Origin of the sequence: Lachnoanaerobaculum sp. ICM7, assembly GCF_000287675.1 — a bacterium.
In the GTDB taxonomy this organism is placed as follows: domain Bacteria; phylum Bacillota; class Clostridia; order Lachnospirales; family Lachnospiraceae; genus Lachnoanaerobaculum.
The window spans coordinates 41,683-60,162 of sequence record NZ_ALJL01000015.1 but is presented as its reverse complement, the minus strand read 5'-3'; the positions used below and the strand labels follow the sequence as shown (position 1 = coordinate 60,162).

The 18,480-nt window shown below is 37.4% G+C and carries 16 protein-coding genes; 14 read left to right on the top strand and 2 right to left on the bottom strand.

Annotated elements, in window-relative coordinates; translation table 11 throughout:
* Positions 1–5: 5 nt before the first annotated feature.
* The 4 genes from murD to ftsZ all read left to right on the top strand — a co-directional run bounded on the left by murD (position 6) and on the right by ftsZ (position 4,894).
* Positions 6–1,352 (top strand): UDP-N-acetylmuramoyl-L-alanine--D-glutamate ligase, encoded by a 1,347-nt coding sequence (gene murD / locus HMPREF1140_RS02555; protein ID WP_009662370.1) that lies wholly within the window; start codon positions 6–8, stop codon positions 1,350–1,352.
* Between the two features lies 1 nt (position 1,353).
* On the top strand, positions 1,354–2,700 hold the full coding sequence (locus HMPREF1140_RS02550) for an FtsW/RodA/SpoVE family cell cycle protein (RefSeq protein WP_009662354.1): 1,347 nt from the start codon (positions 1,354–1,356) through the stop codon (positions 2,698–2,700).
* Between the two features lies 1 nt (position 2,701).
* Positions 2,702–3,400 (top strand): cell division protein FtsQ/DivIB, encoded by a 699-nt coding sequence (locus HMPREF1140_RS02545; RefSeq protein ID WP_009662382.1) that lies wholly within the window; start codon positions 2,702–2,704, stop codon positions 3,398–3,400.
* 123 nt (positions 3,401–3,523) lie between these two features.
* Positions 3,524–4,894: a cell division protein FtsZ gene (ftsZ, locus tag HMPREF1140_RS02540; protein ID WP_009662381.1), complete on the top strand. Its 1,371-nt coding sequence runs from the start codon at positions 3,524–3,526 to the stop codon at positions 4,892–4,894.
* Positions 4,895–4,939: 45 nt separating this feature from the next.
* Here ftsZ and HMPREF1140_RS02535 read toward each other — a convergent pair whose 3' ends face one another.
* Positions 4,940–5,707 carry a type III pantothenate kinase gene (locus tag HMPREF1140_RS02535; protein ID WP_009662395.1) on the bottom strand — a complete coding sequence of 256 codons (768 nt, stop codon included), beginning with the start codon at positions 5,705–5,707 and terminating at the stop codon, positions 4,940–4,942.
* 197 nt (positions 5,708–5,904) lie between these two features.
* Between HMPREF1140_RS02535 and coaBC the strand changes: the two genes are divergently transcribed.
* The 7 genes from coaBC (at position 5,905) to HMPREF1140_RS02500 (ending at position 13,903) form a co-directional block, all read left to right on the top strand.
* Positions 5,905–7,104, top strand: coding sequence for a bifunctional phosphopantothenoylcysteine decarboxylase/phosphopantothenate--cysteine ligase CoaBC (gene coaBC / locus HMPREF1140_RS02530; protein ID WP_009662331.1), 1,200 nt, complete (start codon positions 5,905–5,907; stop codon positions 7,102–7,104).
* A complete protein-coding gene (locus HMPREF1140_RS02525; RefSeq protein WP_009662388.1) occupies positions 7,105–8,691 on the top strand; it encodes a peptide chain release factor 3 in 1,587 nt (528 codons plus the stop codon).
* A 12-nt stretch (positions 8,692–8,703) separates the two neighbouring features.
* Positions 8,704–10,107: a dipeptidase PepV gene (gene pepV, locus HMPREF1140_RS02520; protein WP_009662308.1), complete on the top strand. Its 1,404-nt coding sequence runs from the start codon at positions 8,704–8,706 to the stop codon at positions 10,105–10,107.
* A gap of 8 nt (positions 10,108–10,115) precedes the next feature.
* Positions 10,116–11,138: a methionine ABC transporter ATP-binding protein gene (locus HMPREF1140_RS02515; protein ID WP_009662320.1), complete on the top strand. Its 1,023-nt coding sequence runs from the start codon at positions 10,116–10,118 to the stop codon at positions 11,136–11,138.
* Between the two features lies 1 nt (position 11,139).
* Positions 11,140–11,787 carry a methionine ABC transporter permease gene (locus HMPREF1140_RS02510; protein WP_009662332.1) on the top strand — a complete coding sequence of 216 codons (648 nt, stop codon included), beginning with the start codon at positions 11,140–11,142 and terminating at the stop codon, positions 11,785–11,787.
* A 106-nt stretch (positions 11,788–11,893) separates the two neighbouring features.
* Entirely contained in the window at positions 11,894–12,769 is an 876-nt protein-coding gene (locus HMPREF1140_RS02505) for a MetQ/NlpA family ABC transporter substrate-binding protein (RefSeq protein WP_009662317.1), read from the top strand.
* A 3-nt stretch (positions 12,770–12,772) separates the two neighbouring features.
* Positions 12,773–13,903, top strand: coding sequence for an N-acetylmuramoyl-L-alanine amidase family protein (locus tag HMPREF1140_RS02500; RefSeq protein WP_009662306.1), 1,131 nt, complete (start codon positions 12,773–12,775; stop codon positions 13,901–13,903).
* 70 nt (positions 13,904–13,973) lie between these two features.
* Here HMPREF1140_RS02500 and HMPREF1140_RS02495 read toward each other — a convergent pair whose 3' ends face one another.
* Entirely contained in the window at positions 13,974–15,818 is a 1,845-nt protein-coding gene (locus HMPREF1140_RS02495; RefSeq protein ID WP_009662372.1) for a VWA domain-containing protein, read from the bottom strand.
* A gap of 142 nt (positions 15,819–15,960) precedes the next feature.
* Here HMPREF1140_RS02495 and HMPREF1140_RS02490 point away from each other — a divergent pair, with 142 nt between their 5' ends.
* From HMPREF1140_RS02490 to HMPREF1140_RS02480, 3 genes are read left to right on the top strand one after another with little or no spacing between them, the layout of a single operon-like run.
* Entirely contained in the window at positions 15,961–16,740 is a 780-nt protein-coding gene (locus HMPREF1140_RS02490; RefSeq protein ID WP_009662313.1) for a YARHG domain-containing protein, read from the top strand.
* A gap of 9 nt (positions 16,741–16,749) precedes the next feature.
* The gene (locus tag HMPREF1140_RS02485; RefSeq protein WP_009662338.1) at positions 16,750–17,778 is read left to right on the top strand and encodes an N-acetylmuramoyl-L-alanine amidase family protein; all 1,029 of its coding nucleotides are present in this window, start codon (positions 16,750–16,752) and stop codon (positions 17,776–17,778) included.
* A gap of 10 nt (positions 17,779–17,788) precedes the next feature.
* Positions 17,789–18,475 (top strand): SH3 domain-containing protein, encoded by a 687-nt coding sequence (locus HMPREF1140_RS02480; RefSeq protein ID WP_009662352.1) that lies wholly within the window; start codon positions 17,789–17,791, stop codon positions 18,473–18,475.
* Positions 18,476–18,480 lie beyond the last annotated feature (5 nt).

The following is an 18,480-nucleotide window of genomic DNA, read 5'->3' as shown; positions in this document are numbered from 1 at the left end:
GCAATATGATTGGAGTTGCGGGCTTAGGAAAGAGCGGTATATCAGCCGCCACATTACTTTTAAAAAATAATGAGGCGGTAGTACTCTTTGACAGTAATAAAGAACTTAATAAAGAAGAAATACTTGCAAAGTTTGATAAGGCATATCACAAAAACATAGATATTATTCTCGGGGAATTAAAAAAGTCGGATTTAGAGGATATGTCATATCTTGTTATAAGTCCGGGAATAGATCTGGAGACTGATTTTGTACAGGTACTTAAAGAAAATAACATTCCTATATGGAGCGAAATTGAGCTTGGGTTTAAATACGATAGAGGCGGATTGATAGCTATAACAGGTACAAACGGTAAGACAACTACAACATCACTTGTCGGCGAGATAATGTCAAATTTTGCAAAAAGCAGCTTTACGGTTGGAAATATAGGAATACCGTATACAGATATTGCAGATAAAACGGATGAAGATTCGGTTACGGTACTTGAGACATCATCATTCCAATTGGAAACGATTATTGACTTCAGACCGAATATATCGGCTATTTTGAATATAACTCCGGACCATTTAAACAGACATCATACTATGGAAAACTATATCAAAGTAAAAGAATATATAAGCAAAAATCAAACTGAAGATGATTTTTGTATTTTAAACTATGAAGATGAGGCTTTAAGAGAATTTGCAGACAGGGTAAAAGCTAAAGTCGTATTCTTTTCAAGCAAGAGAAAGCTTGAAAACGGATTTTATCTGGATAAAGATATTATTATGCAGAGTAAAGACGGTGTTGCAAAAGAAATTTTGGATACAAAGAAGTTAAATATACTTGGCAGACATAATTATGAGAATGTTATGGCCGCAATAGCGATATCATCTTCATACGGTGTACCTATAGACAGTATTGTAAATTCATGTTATGCATTTCATGCCGTTGAGCACAGAATAGAATTTGTAAAAGAAGTTAACGGAGTCAGATATTATAACGACTCAAAGGGTACAAATCCGGATGCGGCTATTCAAGCCGTACTTGCAATGCCTGCGGCAACATATATTATTGCCGGAGGTTATGATAAGGGCTCAGAGTATGATGAGTGGATAGAGAGCTTCGGTACAAAGGTTAAAAAACTTGTACTTATGGGAGCTACAGCAGGGAAGATAGAAGAGTGTGCAAAAAAACACGGCTTTAATGATATAGTTACGGTCGACAGCATGCAGGAGGCTGTAAAAATATGTGCCAATGAAGCAAAAACGGGAGAATATGTACTTCTTTCACCTGCCTGTGCAAGTTGGGGAATGTTCAAAAACTATGAGGAGCGTGGAAGAATATTTAAGGACTGTGTTAGGGAATTAGGATAATATGGCTGATGATATAAAGAAGAATAAAGCCAAAATTAAAAATGTAGCAAAAAAAGAATTGCAAAACCAAGCCGTGAAAAGAAAGATAAAGGTAGAAAAAGGCGGACAGAAAAAAACAAAAGTTGATACTGCTAAAGAAAATAAAATAAGAAAAGTCGGAGTTAAGAAACCGGTTGTTAATGACGGTAAAAAAAATGAAACTAAAAAAAATGAAATTAAGAAAAGAAGGTTTTATGATTACAGTCTTGTATTTATTATTTTGTTTCTGCTCATGTTGGGCTTGATAATGATTTATTCGGCAAGTTCATATACTGCAGATTTGAAATTTAAAAACTCCGCTTATTTTGTAAATAAACAGCTTGTCTTTGTTGGAGGGGGTCTCGTTTTGATGATAATTGTATCATTAACACCTTACCAACTTTGGATAAAATTGTCGAAGCCTATTTATGTGGTTGCGACCGGGCTTGTCGGAGCTGTTTTAGTTATCGGTAGGGATGCAAACGGAGCAAGAAGATGGATTAATCTGTTCGGTATAAAATTCCAGCCTTCAGAGTTTGTAAAGGTGGCAATTATTATTTTTACATCTTACTATTTGGTAAAATATAAAAATGATTTACATTCGACAGACAGAAAGGTGGCTGAAAAGAAGCTTTGGATTTTACTCATAGTGGTATTTGTTCCGACAGTATTGGTTATGGTTGAAAATTTGAGCACATCCATAATTATATTTTTAATTGCGTTTTGTATGAGCTTTTTAGGCACATCAAATAAGAGACTTCATACAGTAGGTGCAATCGCAATGGGTGTGATTTTGTTTTTCTCAAAACCTTTTGTAAAATTTATATATGAAAGAGGAGCAAGAGACTATCATTTGACAAGACTGCTTGTTTGGGCGGAGCCTGAGAAGTTCAGCAGAGACGGAGGATATCAGGTAATACAGGGACTTTATGCTATAGGTTCAGGAAGCTACTTCGGAAAGGGGCTTGGACAGGGAATGCAAAAATTTTTCCTTCCTGAGTCACAAAATGATATGATTTTTGCTATAATAGTGGAAGAACTTGGACTTTTCGGTGCGGGACTTATAATGGGTGCATTCGTATTTTTAATATATAGAATGATAAAAATAGCATTTTCTGTAAAGGATCCTGAAGGCGTGTATCTTGTGGTGGGGATTTTAATTCATTTGTCTCTGCAGGTTATACTTAATATTGCGGTTGTAACGGGAGTGTTGCCTAATACCGGAGTTTCACTTCCATTTATAAGTTACGGAGGTACATCTATTTTGGTACTGCTTGGAGAGATGGGAATTGTTCTGAGTGTCGCAAGATCAATAAAGCTGGACTACTGATATGAAGAAGTTTTACATTGTTTTATTTTGCCTTGCCTTTATAATTGTCGGAATTTTCTCGGTCAAAATAACCGATTTCAATTTTGGAGGAAATACAAGGTATACTGATGAAGAAATGAAGGAAATGCTGTTTCCGAATGAATTATCAAAAATAACACTTTATAATTTTATACGAAGTAAATTTAAAAAAGATTACAATATACCTTTCATTCAAGGGGTTGATATATATGTAACCGGAATGAACAGCGCCGATATCATAGTATATGAAAAAAGTGTTGTAGGCTGTGTAAAATATATGAGTTCATATATGTATTTTGATAAGGACGGAATTGTGGTGGAGAGTTCAAATAATCTTCTTGACGGAATTCCTATAATAGACGGTTTGGATTTCGGAAGAGTTGTATTATATGAGAAACTTCCAATCTCAAATGAAAAAGTTTTTGAAGAAATGCTAAATATTACTCAGGTTCTGGTAGGATACGGAATAACGGTAGATAAGATTACAATTTCTTCGGATAATAATATAACATTATATATAGGAAAAATAGAAGTCTATCTGGGAGATTCGAGTGAATTAAACGGGAAAATAGGCGAATTGAGAGATATATGGGATAAAATAAAGGATTTGTCCGGGATACTTTATCTGGATAATTATAATCCTATAAAAGAAAATACAACATATACTTTTAAGAAGAGATAACTATATGATATACTTAAGTTATTACAGAAGACTTTAAAGAAAAATAAGTTGATATTTATATAAAAAACCTTTATTATAAGATGAGAGTTTGCTTAAGTGTAGGGGTACAGGAGGAATATATCTGTGTTAGAAATAAATAAGCCGGTAAATGAGAATGCAGCGAAGATTATCGTAGTTGGTGTCGGAGGTGCCGGAAACAATGCCGTAAATAGAATGATTGATGAAAATGTAGAAGGCGTGGAATTTATTGGAGTTAATACCGATAAACAGGCCTTGGTTAATTGTAAAGCCGGGAGTATTATACAGATAGGCGAGAAGCTTACAAAAGGACTTGGTGCCGGAGCAAAGCCTGAAGTGGGAGAAAAAGCGGCAGAAGAGAATATTGAAGATATCACAAATAAGCTGAAGAATGCAGATATGGTATTTGTTACATGTGGAATGGGTGGTGGTACAGGAACAGGTGCATCACCGGTTATTGCCAGAGCGTCAAAAGATCTCGGTATACTTACAGTAGGTGTAGTAACAAAGCCTTTCCCTTTTGAGGGCAGGCAGAGAATGAAAAATGCACTTGCAGGTATAGAGAATTTGAAGCAGTATGTGGATACTTTGATTGTGATACCGAATGAGAAATTACTTCAGATAGTGGACAGAAAGACTACTATGCCTGATGCATTGAAAAAAGCTGACGAAGTATTGCAGCAAAGTGTTCAGGGTATAACAGACCTTATCAGTGAGACCGCTATTATCAACCTGGACTTTGCAGATGTTCAGACTGTAATGACGGGCAAGGGACTTGCACATATCGGTATCGGTTACGGAACAGGAGACAACAAGGCTCTTGATGCTGTGAAGGCTGCTGTTTCATCACCACTTCTTGAGACAAGTATTGACAATGCCACTCATGTTCTTATTTCAATATCAGGTGATGTCGGCCTTGTTGAGGCAGATGAGGCAACCGGCTATGTACGTGAGCTTGTGAGTGAAGAGGCAAATATTATCTTCGGTGTATCATATAATGATGCTGAGCCGGACAGTGTGAAGATTACAGTTATTGCTACAGGTGTAACCAATGCAATAAATGATACTCCTGTAGGAGAATTGATCAGAGATGTAAATACCAAGCATCAAAACGATAATATTCCGAAAAGAAATGATGCATATTTGCAGGGAATGAATACGGCGGGTATGGAAAGACCTGTACAGACTCAGCAGGAGCAGAATAATTATATAAATCCTACAGCTCCTACAGCAAACTATGCAGGAGAGAGCTATCCGGAAGGCGGTTATACCGGCGGATATACAGGAAACTTCGGGCAGTATCAAAGTGACTTTAACAATCAGAATTTGAATACTCAAAACAATCAGGGATTGAATAATCCGAATATGAATAATCAAAATTACAACGGAAATTACATATCAGGACAGCGCCCGACTATTATAAGAACAGGTGATGCAAAGATAAATGTACCTGATTTCTTAAAGAGAAAGAAATAATGCAATTAATAAGCCTTGGAAGAAATTTCCAAGGCTTATTTGTGCTTATATATGATTTTTGATATATAGCTTGAGCAATCCCTTAAGTAAAAGATTGTCATCTACGATAATATCATGTGTACAAAGAGGGGCTACAAAAGGTGCGAGACCTCCTGTGGCGATTACATTAAGTTTTTCACCAAGCTCTTCTTCCATACGTGATATAATACCGTCCATCATACCGGCATGTCCGAACAGGATACCGCTTCTCATACTGTCTATTGTATTCTTTGCTATAACTTTTTTCGGCATATCAAGATTTACTTGTGGAAGCTGAGCGGTTTTTGAACTTAGAGTATCAAGTGAGATTCTAAGTCCCGGATGTATTATACCGCCTATATAATTTCCGCTTTTATCTACTACAGATATGGTGGTGGCAGTTCCCATATCTATGATTGCCAAAGGGAGCGGATATTCATCCATTGCAGCAACAGCGTCAACTATCATATCGGAGCCGACAGTTTTCGGATTGTCCATAAGTATATTCAATCCTGTTTTCATACCTGATTCTACAAGCATACATTCAATACCGAGTACTTTTTTGATTGCATTTCTGATGGTTTCATTCAGAGGAGGAACTACACTTGAAAGAATTGCACCTTCTATATCAGAAGGTTTTATTCCATGTATATCAAGTATTCCTTTTATATACATAGAGTACTCAAGATCGGTTCTTGTAGTATAGGTTGTGACTCTTTCAAGAAAATATGTTTTTGTATTGTCGATACCGCCGATGACAATATTTGTGTTACCCATATCGATTGCTAAAATCATAAAATTTTCCTTCTTATGTAAGTAGATTTAAGGCTTTTAAAGTATATATACCGTCTAAGCGCCCAAGAACGATATTTCAAATAAAAGCTTTATTTTATATAAAGTATACTAATCTCTGTTCTTGCTTGCAATAATAAAATAGCGTATAATCGTGTAAGCATTATATCTAAATAAAAATTAAGATTTATGGAGGCTTTATGCTGAAAGATAAAAATATATTACTTGGTGTAACCGGAGGTATTGCGGCATATAAAATTGCAAACCTTGCAAGTATGCTAAAAAAACAGGGTGCAAATGTAAAAGTAATAATGACTGAGAATGCCTGTCAGTTCATCACACCTATGACATTTGAAACTCTCACTGCACAAAAAGTATATACAGATACATTTGACAGAAATTTTGAGTTTAAAGTGGATCACATAGAGCTTGGAAAGTGGGCGGATGTATTTTTGATTGCACCGGCCACCGCAAATGTTATAGGAAAGTTTGCAAACGGTATTGCGGATGATATGCTGACTACTACAGCTTTAGCAATGAGATGTCCTATATTGGTTTCACCCGCTATGAATACTACCATGTTTGAAAACAAGGTGGTTAAGCACAATATTATGAAACTTAGAACCTATGGTATGGATATTATCATGCCTGCAAGCGGTCATCTGGCATGTGGAGATAGCGGAGCAGGGAAGATGCCTGAACCTGAGATGCTCCTTGAATATATCAAAAGAGGAGTATATGCTAAAAAGGATCTGGCAGGAAAGAAAGTATGTGTAAGTGCGGGACCTACAAGAGAGGCAATAGACCCTGTAAGATATATATCAAATAATTCCACAGGGAAGATGGGAGTGGAGATTGCAAAGATGGCGGCTTATCGAGGTGCAAAGGTAAGCCTCGTAATGGGACCGTCAAATGTCTTTGTACCTGATTTCATAAACAGAATAGATATAAAATCGGCAGAGGATATGTATGAAGAGATAATGAAGATCTCAGATTCACAGGATATTATTATAAAGGCTGCGGCCGTTGCGGATTATACACCTGCAAACTACAGTGATGAAAAGATAAAGAAAAAAGATGGAGATCTTTCTATTGAACTTTCAAGAACCAAAGATATATTAAAAGAACTTGGTGAGAGAAAAGAAAATAATCCTAAAAAACAGTTTATTTGCGGATTTTCCATGGAAACCGAAAATATGGAAGAGAACTCAAAGAATAAACTGGCAAAGAAAAATGCGGATATGATAGTTGCAAATAATGTAAAGGTTGATGGAGCAGGATTCGGAACCGATACAAATGTGGTTACCATATTTACAAAGGATAATGAGATAAGACTTGATAAGCTGTCAAAAACAGAAGTGGCAGAAAAGATATTTGATGAGATAGTGAGGAATTTTTAAGTGAACTTTGGAGAGATAAGTAAGAGAAGAACATTTGCCATAATATCACACCCGGATGCCGGAAAAACAACATTGACCGAGAAGTTTTTGCTCTATGGAGGTGCTATTAACTTGGCAGGAAGTGTAAAGGGAAAAAAGACTGCCAAATATGCGGTAAGTGATTGGATGGAGATAGAAAAGGAGAGAGGTATCTCTGTAACCTCATCTGTTATGCAGTTTAACTATGACGGATTTTGTATAAACATTTTGGATACACCGGGACATCAGGACTTCTCAGAGGATACATACAGAACTTTGATGGCGGCAGATTCTGCAGTCATGGTAATAGATGCAAGTAAGGGTGTTGAGGCACAGACTATAAAACTTTTTAAGGTCTGTGTAATGAGAAAGATACCTATATTTACATTTGTAAACAAGCTTGACAGAGAGGCGAGAGATCCTTTTGAGCTCTTGGATGAGATAGAAAATGTGCTCGGCATAAGAACATGTCCTGTAAACTGGCCTATCGGATCGGGAAAGAATTTTAAGGGTGTATATGACAGACAGACGAAGCTTATAAATAAGTTTACTGCAAATCATGCCGGAATGAAGGAAGTTGATACTCAAGTTATCGATCTTGAGGACAGTAAGCTGGATGATTATATCGGATTTGACTATGCTGATATATTAAGAGGAGATATAGAGCTTTTAGACGGTGCAAGTGATGACCTTGATATGGAGAGAGTGTCTGCGGGTGAACTGAGTCCTGTATTTTTCGGCTCGGCTCTTACAAACTTCGGAGTGCAGACCTTCCTTGAACATTTCCTCAAAATGACCACATCACCTCTTAAGAGAAAAACTCATGACGGAGTGGTAGATCCTATGAAGGATGAGTTCTTCTCCGCCTTTGTATTTAAGATTCAGGCAAATATGAATAAAGCCCACAGAGACAGAATCGCATTTATGAGAATATGTTCAGGCGAGTATGATGCAGGTATGGATGTTTTCCATGTACAGGGAAACAGAAAGATAAAGCTCAATCAGTCAACACAAATGATGGCGGATGAGAGAAAGATAGTTGAAAAGGCATATGCCGGAGATATTATCGGAGTGTTTGATCCGGGTATATTCGGTATAGGTGATACACTTGCCACGGTAAATGATATTGAGTTTGAAGGTATACCTACTTTTGCACCTGAGCATTTTGCCAGAGTACGTCAGGTGGACACCATGAAGAGAAAGCAATTCCTAAAGGGGGTGTATCAGATAGCTCAGGAGGGTGCAATCCAGATTTTCCAGGAGTATAATACCGGAATGGAAGAGATAATAGTGGGAGTTGTAGGTGTGCTCCAGTTTGAAGTATTATTATACAGACTGAAGAATGAATATAATGTAGATGTAAAACTTGATAAGCTGCCTTACGAGCATATAAGGTGGATAGATGAAACATCTACTGTAGATATAGATAAGATACAGGGAACAAGTGATATGAAAAAGATTAAAGATCTTAAAGACCGCCCGCTTCTTATTTTTACACACCCTTGGAGTGTGAGAATGGTTGAGGAAAGAAATGAAGGATTGGTTTTAAGTGAGTTCGGAAAGAACTAAGAAAGGAACATTATGAGAAAATACAGACAGGAAATAGAAAAATATATAGATGAGCACAGAGACGAGATGGTAGCCGATATCATTAAGCTCTGCTCTATAAACAGTACAAGAGGCGAGTATGTGGAGGGTGCACCTTTTGGTGAAGGTCCCAAAAGAGCACTTACCATGGCACTCAGCATTGCAGAAAAATACGGTTTTGACATAACAAACTATGATAATTATGCGGGTGCGATAGATCTTAACAACAAAGAAAAAGGGCTTGATATACTTGCTCATTTGGATGTAGTACCTGAGGGAGAAGGATGGAGCGTTACAGCCCCTTTTGAACCTAAGGAAATAGACGGAAAGATCTACGGAAGAGGAACTTCTGATGATAAGGGACCTGCGGTTGCTGCGCTTTTTGCTCTTCGTGCGGTTAAGGATTTGAACATACCTGTAAAAAAGAATACAAGACTTGTTTTGGGTACGGATGAGGAGTGCGGAAGCAGCTGTATAAAGTATTACTATACCAAGGAAAAAGAAGCTCCTATGACATTTTCACCTGACGGAGAATTTCCGGTGGTAAATATTGAAAAGGGACAGCTGCAGGGTGAGTTTTCAGCCGCTCTTGAGGATGCCGGTGAAAAGAGACTTGTAAGTATTGAAGCAGGTACAAAGGTAAATGTAGTACCTCCAAAGGCAAAGGCGGTCATAGAGGGATTTGATATAGAAGAAGTTGAAGCAAAAGCCAAGGAAGTGACTAAGGAAACAGGTATACAGTTTAAGTACGATCTTGTGCCGGTTTTTGAGATTACGGCACTTGGTGCAAATGCACATGCATCAACTCCTGAGAACGGAAATAATGCCATTACAGGACTTTTGGAATTACTTTGCAGACTTGATTTTTCACCTTCAAAGAAGATAGAGACTATAAAGAAATTGTATGCTCTTATGCCGCATGGAGATACAAAGGGTGAGGCAATGGGCATTGCCGTAGAGGATGAGAAAAGCGGTGCACTTACACTTGCTTTTTCAATGCTCACTTTAAAGAATAATATAATGCACGGATTCTTTGACAGCAGAATTCCTGTAAGCGGTGACGGAGATAAGATATTAAAAACCGTCAGGGAAAAATTCACAGGCATAGACGTGGAGTTTTTAAATGATTCGGTTCTGGCACCACATGAGGTGGATGGAAATTCACCTTTTGTAAAGACATTGATATCAATATATGAGGACTATACAGGTCTTAAAGGCGAATGCATTGCCATGGGAGGCGGTACTTATGTACACAATATTGAAAACGGTGTAGCATTCGGTGCGGTTTTCCCGGGTACAGATACAAAAATGCATGGAGCTGACGAGTTTGTTGTAATAGATGAGCTTATTGCTTCAGCAAAAATATTTGCACAGTCCATAGTGGAGTTGTGTAATTAAGGGGGAGTATGGATTCTATTGTAAGCTTAAAGTCCATGGGCAAAGTCTTTCATACAAAGAACGGAGATGTAAAGGCCTTGGATGATATAAATCTGGATATAAACAGAGGAGAAATATTCGGAATAATAGGTTTATCGGGAGCAGGTAAGTCTACTTTGGTCAGATGTATCAATTATCTGGAGGTACCTACTGAAGGAGATGTGTATTTTGAAGGCAAGCCTTTAAAGCAAATGGGTGAGCCGGGTATAAGAAATATCAGAAGGAATATGGGAATGATATTTCAGCAGTTCAACTTGCTTTCACAAAGAAATATACTGAATAATGTGTGCTTTCCTTTAGAAATAAGCGGTGTTCCAAGGGCTGCGGCTGTAAAAAGAGCAAAAGAGTTACTTAAGCTGGTGGGACTCTCGGACAGAGAAAAGGCATATCCTGCGCAGCTTTCGGGAGGACAAAAACAAAGAGTGGCTATAGCAAGAGCGATTGCCACCAATCCGAAGCTCTTATTATGTGATGAGGCTACATCGGCACTTGATCCTAAGACCACAAAGCAGATACTTGATCTTATAAAAGATATAAATAAAAATATGGGAATTACGGTGATAGTAATAACTCATGAGATGAAAGTTATTGAGAGTATATGCGACAGAGTTGCAATTATTGAAAACAGCCGTATTGCCGAGATGGGCAGAGTTGAGGACATCTTTGCCAATCCGCAGTCTGATATCGGTAAGAAACTTATACTCGGTGATGTATTGCCGAATAAAGAAATTGTATCGGGAGTTAAACTTCGAATAGAATTTGACGGCAGAAGCTCTTTTGAGCCTGTACTCTCAAATATGATTTTATCCTGTGGAATTCCCGTAAATATTCTTTATGCTCAGACTAAAGATATAGGCGGTTCGGCTGTGGGACATATGATAGTTCAGATTTCAGGTGAAGAAGAAGCCGCAAAGGCAAAAAGATATCTTGACAGTATAGGTGTGGTATACCATGAGGTGGAATTAACCGAAGGAAAGGAGCTGATAGATTAATATGACATCAATGATTTTAAAAGGTCTGTTTGAGACTTTATTAATGACTGTTGCTTCATCATTCTTCTCATACCTTATAGGTATTCCGCTCGGGGTTATTTTGGTTGTTACAGATAATACAGGTATAAAGCCCATGCCGAAGCTTAACGGAGTTTTGGGAATGATTATAAATCTGATAAGATCGGTTCCTTTTATGATTTTGCTTATTATGGTAATACCTCTTACAAGAATTATAGTGGGAACATCAATAGGGCCTGTTGCAGTTATACCTCCACTTGTTATAGCGGCAGCACCTTATATCGCCAGAATGGTTGAGTCTTCACTAAAAGAGGTGGACGCAGGTGTAATAGAGGCGGCAAAGTCAATGGGTGCAAGTAATGCACAAATAATATTTAAAGTGCTTTTACCGGAGTCAAAGCCGTCTCTTCTTGTAGGTGCTGCAATATCAGTTACAACAATACTCGGGTATTCGGCAATGGCAGGATTTACAGGTGGCGGAGGTCTTGGAACAATCGCCATAAACTACGGATATTACAGATATCAGACAGATATAATGTTTATTACCGTAGCAATCCTTGTAATTTTGGTTCAAATAATACAGGAGATTTTTATGAGAAGTTCAAAGAGCTCCGATAAGAGAATAAGGTAATATAACAGGTTATAAAAAAAGACTATAAAGATATGAGAGCTAAATCATTGACATAATATATTGTATGGTCTATAAATTGTATATGAAATTTAAGGAGGAATAATAAATGAAGAAAAGAATATTATTAGCATTAGGTTTGGTATCACTTCTTGCACTTGCAGGATGTGGAAAGAAGGCTGCAGATACAAATACAAGTGAAAGCGCAAGTGAGTCTGTCAGCGAGTCGGCAGAAACAAGTGCAGTTTCAAAAGATTTAAAGACAATCACTGTAGGAGCAACTCCTGCACCACATGCTGAAATTTTAGAGGCTGCAAGAGCAGAGCTGAACAAAGAAGGCTATGATTTAAAGATAGTTGAGTATAATGATTATATTCAGCCGAATGTGGCTCTTGATACAAAGGAATTGGATGCAAACTACTTCCAGCATTATCCATATCTTGAGAACTTTAATAAAGAGCATAATACAACTCTTGTTTCAGCAGGTGCAATCCATTATGAGCCTTTCGGTATCTATGCCGGAAAGACTGCATCACTTGATGCTCTTGCAGACGGTGCAAAGATTTCAGTGCCGAATGATGCTACAAATGAGGCAAGAGCATTGCTCTTACTTGAGGCAAACGGACTTATAAAGTTAAAAGATGGTGCAGGAATCAATGCTACAAAGCAGGATATAGTAGAAAATCCTAAGAATCTTGATATTCAGGAAATTGAGGCTGCACAGGTTGCAAGAACACTTAAAGATGTTGATGTTGCCGTTGTAAACGGAAACTATGCAATCGAGGCCGGATTAAAGGTAAGCGATGCACTCGCTATAGAGGATTCCAAGTCACTTGCGGCTACTACATATGCAAATATTATAGCTGTAAGAGAGGGTGATGAGAAATCCGATGCAATTCTTGCACTTATAAAGGCTCTTGAAAGCGATACTGTAAAGAAATTTATCGAAAGTAAGTACAATGGTGCTGTTGTACCGATGTTCTAATCTATGAGTAGATTTACAGGGAAAAAGATTATATTTACTCTGATTGCCTGTGTATTTGCTTTTGTTTCTGTCGGAAGGATTACATTTGCTTCAGAGACAAGTGTAAAGACGGCTCTTGACAGTATTGATTTTGAAAGAAAGTCAAAAAATGAGATTAATCTGTTTTTTTCAGGCAACGGTATAAATGAAGTCGGAAGATATGTAATACTTAGAAAGGATGCATCTTCAAAGGACTTCAAAGAGATAAAGAGAATTTCATCCAAGGATGTAAATAAAACAGGAAATATTTCTTATACCGATAAAATAAGTACAAACGGATATGTAAAATATGAGTACAGAGTGGACGCATATTTAAAAAACGGAAAGCAGGTAAAGGGTAAATCAATATTTGCAAGTAATGTCCTTATATGTATTGATCCGGGACATTTTCAGACAAAGAATGCGATAGAAGGAGAGGACGGTTACGGCTACTCTGAATCTATGGCGGTATTAAAGCTTGGATTGGCCTTAAGAGACAGTTTAAAGAAAAACTACGGTATATCTTCTGTTCTCACAAGAACAACGGAAAGTATTACTATTGACGGATTTACAGATAAAAATCTCGATGGCGGTCATATTTCACTTAGAGGAGAAATGGCGGGAAGAAGCGGTTCGGATTTGTTTATATCATTGCATACTAATTCAAACAATTCACATGCAAACGGATATCCTACAAATTCACAGCCTGTTACAATTAATAAGCCGCTTATAATATTAAATTCTCTTGCAAAAGAGAATGAGATATGTATAAATATTGCCAATAAGATAGGTGAGAATTTATCTGTTGTAAACTTTAATGAAGGACTTGCAAAGAGTAAGGAATTTGATTCCGTTAAGAAAGGTTCCTTAAGTGAGTGGACTGTTGCTAAAAATGACAGTATTACAATTAATGGCAGTGTATACTATAGAATGGGAGAAAGTGGAGACTATTACGGTGTACTTAGAGGTGCAAATGTAGCCGGGGTGCCGGGAATGATAGTGGAACATGGTTTTCACTCGGTGCCTGAAGTCAGAAAAAAGGCAATGCAATCCGATTTGATAAATAAATGGGTTGATGCGGATGCCAAGGCTATAGCTTCAGGTTTCGGATTTTAAAAATTAACATAAATAAGAGTTATTACAAATAAAACTCCTCAGCAGGTGAACCGACTGAGGAGTTTTTATTTTAGTAAATAACCATGGCATCATATATTGCAATGGTTGCATTGGATCCCGGGTCTACAGAGTATTGTGAGAATCTCCATATACCGTCACTGCCTTTTTTTAGAATATATTCAGGCTTTTGGTTTACTCTTTCCCAGATACGTATCTGACTGTCTGCATTTGCACTCCATGAGTTTTTATATAGAGCGGTATTGACTTGAGTCAGCTTGTCGCCTGTAAATGAAGAGTATTTTCTGTCAAGTATAACATCATAATCTTCGTTGGTAGCAAGTTTTATGGTGTTTTCATCCACCACAGTTATAGAACTTACATTGTAGGACATAAGACTTTCGCTTACTACATTGGCAAAGCCACCCGTAACCTGTTTAGTCATCTGATATTTAAGTCCTGTTTCATCTGTAGGACTTACTGTATCGTCAATTTTTGAAGCCATCTGATTGTAGCTGTGTGCATTCATATCTTCAATATAGCTTCTTAGGAAATTGCCGAGAAGGGTGTTGAAGAAGTCATTTCCTGAGTTTGTTTCTATATCCGCACTTCCTCCGACTCCGTCTCCCTTCACATATACACTGATATCTCTCTTATCCGTATAATTATTTGCGTCAGGCATTTCATATTCTATCTCATAGTACTGCTTCATACCTTTGTAGATGCTGCTGTAGAAATTGCCCATATCCATACCGAATGAGTTGAAGTATTTAAATTCACCACCTGAAGCGGAAGTAATCTGAATAAGATCACTGTCATTTGCACTGTAATTATCACCTATTCTGACTATGTAAACAGGAATCTTATATGCCGATACCACATTTATAACATCACTTGCACTATTGTAGCTTCCGACATCTTCGCCGTCGGTAAAAGCAAGGACACATTTTGCACCGGGTATTCCGGATACATCCTGAACGGCATAGATAAGTGTATCATACAGTTTAGTTTGTCCTGATGCGATATATGAAAAAATCTTTTGGTTTAACGCGTTTACATCGGAAGTGAATACACCGCTTTTATCAATATATGAGTTGAACTCTGTAAGCTTTACCTTATCACCTACATTAAACTGAACCGTATTAAGGAAGGTGGACATTACAGTTTTTGCACTGCTCAGTCTTTCTCCCTCCATACTTGCACTTGTATCTGCAACCATATCAATATTTAATGCATCCTTTTGGTCAAGCATTGAAATATTTTTAATTGTAACAGATTGAAAGTCACCGTTTGCAACACTTTTTTGTGATACATAGAACATATTCGGTGAGAGATTTGTGACAACATCACCCGAAGAGTTCTTTACATCCACATACATTCTGACTGTAGGATAATTGGTGTAGTCAAATTGGACTATATTTACATCCAGACCGGTAAGTTTTGTACTTGAGTATTCTACAAGTTTGCTCCAGTTTTCTGAAACCTCCTTGTAATTGATAAAATCATGTTTCTTCAGCATTTCAGAAACGGTTTCACTGTATTCTGCAAGTTTTTTCTTTTCATCTTCCGAAGCATAGGGTACATCGGCATTATCTAATTTTTCTACAAGTTCTTTAGCTGAAGTCTCGATTCTGGATTCTACTTGTGAAGTCAGTTTGACAAGCTTTTTTGCAATCAAAAGCTGATTCTTGTAATCATTGTCTCCGATATCATCACATTCAGCATCAATCTTGTGAAGCCTCTCTTTTTCATTCTCCTCCAGACCGTAAGATTCAAGTTTTTCCACCAGGTCCATTTCCCATGCGTTGAACTCCTGACCTTCAGTTATCTTTTTCAGACTGCCCTTGTCAACAAGTCCGCATGCAGTCAAAGAAATCGACAGAGTCAAGAAAGTAACAGCAATTATGACTTTTTTCATATTCAATAAAACTCCTTACTTTATTATTAATATTATACATCTTAAAATATTAAGTGTAAATCAGGAACAGAGGTCGATTATATAGTATTCAGGAAAAATTTATGGTAAAATTATTATATAAAGAAGATAAGGGAGAATGAGCATGTTTTGTTCAAAATGTGGAAAGCAAGTCAGAGACGGAATGAATTACTGCACAAACTGCGGTGAGCCTGTAAAAAAGGATGAAGGTGGAGTAAATCTTAAAAAAGATGATGATAAGGTAAGTTCGGCAGCCACTTTACCTCACGGTAATGTTTCGGGTAAAAGTAATACGGAGGGTAATAAGGCTAAAAAAACCAAGAAAAATAAAGGTGTTAAAATTGTATTTATTACAATAGCGGGTATTATCCTTGCACTTCTTTTGATTTTATTTGCTTTAGTTCAGACAGGAATTATCAGCATATCAATTGATGACAGTACAAATCAGGAAAGTGTACTTGATAAAAAAAGCAAGTCGTCAAAGAGAGAAAAGGAAAAGGAGAGAAGAGCCAAGGAAAAAGAGAGTGAAGAAGGGGATGTAACAACACAGGCACAGACAGAGCCCGTTTCTACAGAGGCACAGACCGTACAGCCTGCTACAATGCCAAGTACAGTCGCAATAAATAATGAATTTATTTTGCCTGACAGCAGCGTAAGAGTACTTGATAAAAGCGAATTGTCAGGATTTAGTGCCGAGCAGTGTCGTCTTGCAAGAAATGAAATCTATGCAAAACACGGGAGAATGTTTGATGATGCAGGATTGCAAAACTATTTCAATTCCCGCAGCTGGTATCACGGCACCATACCTGCAAAACAATTTAACGACAATATGTTAAGTGATATTGAGATACAGAACAGAAATTTGATAATCGCCTTTGAAAAGGAGATGGGATATACAAAGTAAGGAGTGAATATGAAAAGAATTAAAAAGTATAATTTGTTATGTACATGTGTATTGGTTATATCTGCAGCGACAAGTATAAGTGTAAGTGCGGGTTTGGCAAAAAGAAAAGTAACTCCGGTTACAAGATACGGTACTGCAGAGACTACAGCTGCTACTCAGGCAGTTAATCAGCAGGAGGATAAGAATTCAAAGGGAAATAGTAAGATAATTACAGATAAAGGCGTGTATCATCTAAGTGAAAACTCAAAGTACAGACCATATTTGTGGAAAAATGCCGACGGTAGTGCTCCCGACTATAAGGCCTATGTATTTGAGCCGGCTGTATTCAACGGACATACCGTATTTGTAGACCCCGGACATGGTGACAATAATGCACCTGAAGCCAATCAAAAAAGAGAAAAATATTATCCTGTTGATGATTCAATGCTAAAGCCCATGAAGACTTCTATGGTAGGTGATAAGGGTTATGGAGTAGGTGTTGAAGCAAGAGACAGTAAGAATATCTATGACAAAACAGAGACGGAGCCTGAATTCAGTTTGAAAGTAGCACTGAAACTTAAGGATTTGCTTATAGATAAGGGATATCGTGTGGTGTTGAGCAGGACTGATTTTAATCAAAATATTTCAAACGGTGCCAGAAGTGCTTTAGCCGGTGAGACCTCGGATATAATGATATCAATTCACTCAAATACAGGTAAAAACTCAGGTACTCTAAGCTTTTATCCGGGAGACAATGATTATATTTCGGGTAGTAATTATCCGGGATATACAAGTATAATGGGACTGACAAAGATAAATATAGAGTTGTCAAAGAAACTTGCCGAAAATATGGAAAGCAATATTACTGCTGCTACAGGTCTGAAGAATAAGGGAACGCATACTGCAGTTCTTAGAATATTCTCATATTCATCTATTCCCACTTGCTTGGTAGAGGTAGGATTTGCCGATAACGCTATTGATGCCAAGATACTCTCAACGAAAAAGGATGAAATTGCAAAATCTATGGCAAATGCTATAGATCAGTACTTTAATAAATAGTGGAGGTTTTATGAGAAAAATAATATATTTAATTTGTGTATTTGTAAGTATATGTGTTTTGTCAGGTTGCGGTTCAAAAAGTGTTACCATAAAATTTGGAGGTGATACTGAAACCGTAGAAGAAAGTAAAGTTGAGTCCGGAACAGAAGAGGAGAGTAACATAGCTGAGAAGTCTGCTGTTCAGGAAACGGTAGCAGAGGTTGCAAATTCAGAATCTTTGCAGGAAACTCAGCCTCAAACTGTAGCTGTTACTCAGGCACAGGTTTTGACAACTCTTTATGTAGTGAATTGTAATGAAAGCATTACGCTTCGTGTATCAGATTCCACAAATTCAAAGGAGATAAAGCAGATACCTTTAGGTGCGGCGGTAAGCTTTATGGAGAATGCGGCAAACGGTTTTTATAAAGTAAGTTACAACGGAAGCATAGGTTATGCACTGGCATCATATTTAAGTGTCGACCCGTACGATCATTATGTTGCACCTACAAAAGCAAGTACGGTATGGTCAGGAAAAGTGGTAAGATGCAATGAATATATAACACTTCGTAGGACTCCAAGCACAAAGGGAGAGGAGATTACAAAGATTCCGCTTGGAGCTATAGTTACAGTTTATAGCGGAGCGGATAACGGATTTTACTATATAGATTATGACGGATTTGAAGGCTATGCATTGGCAGGATATATTGATGCATATTGATATTC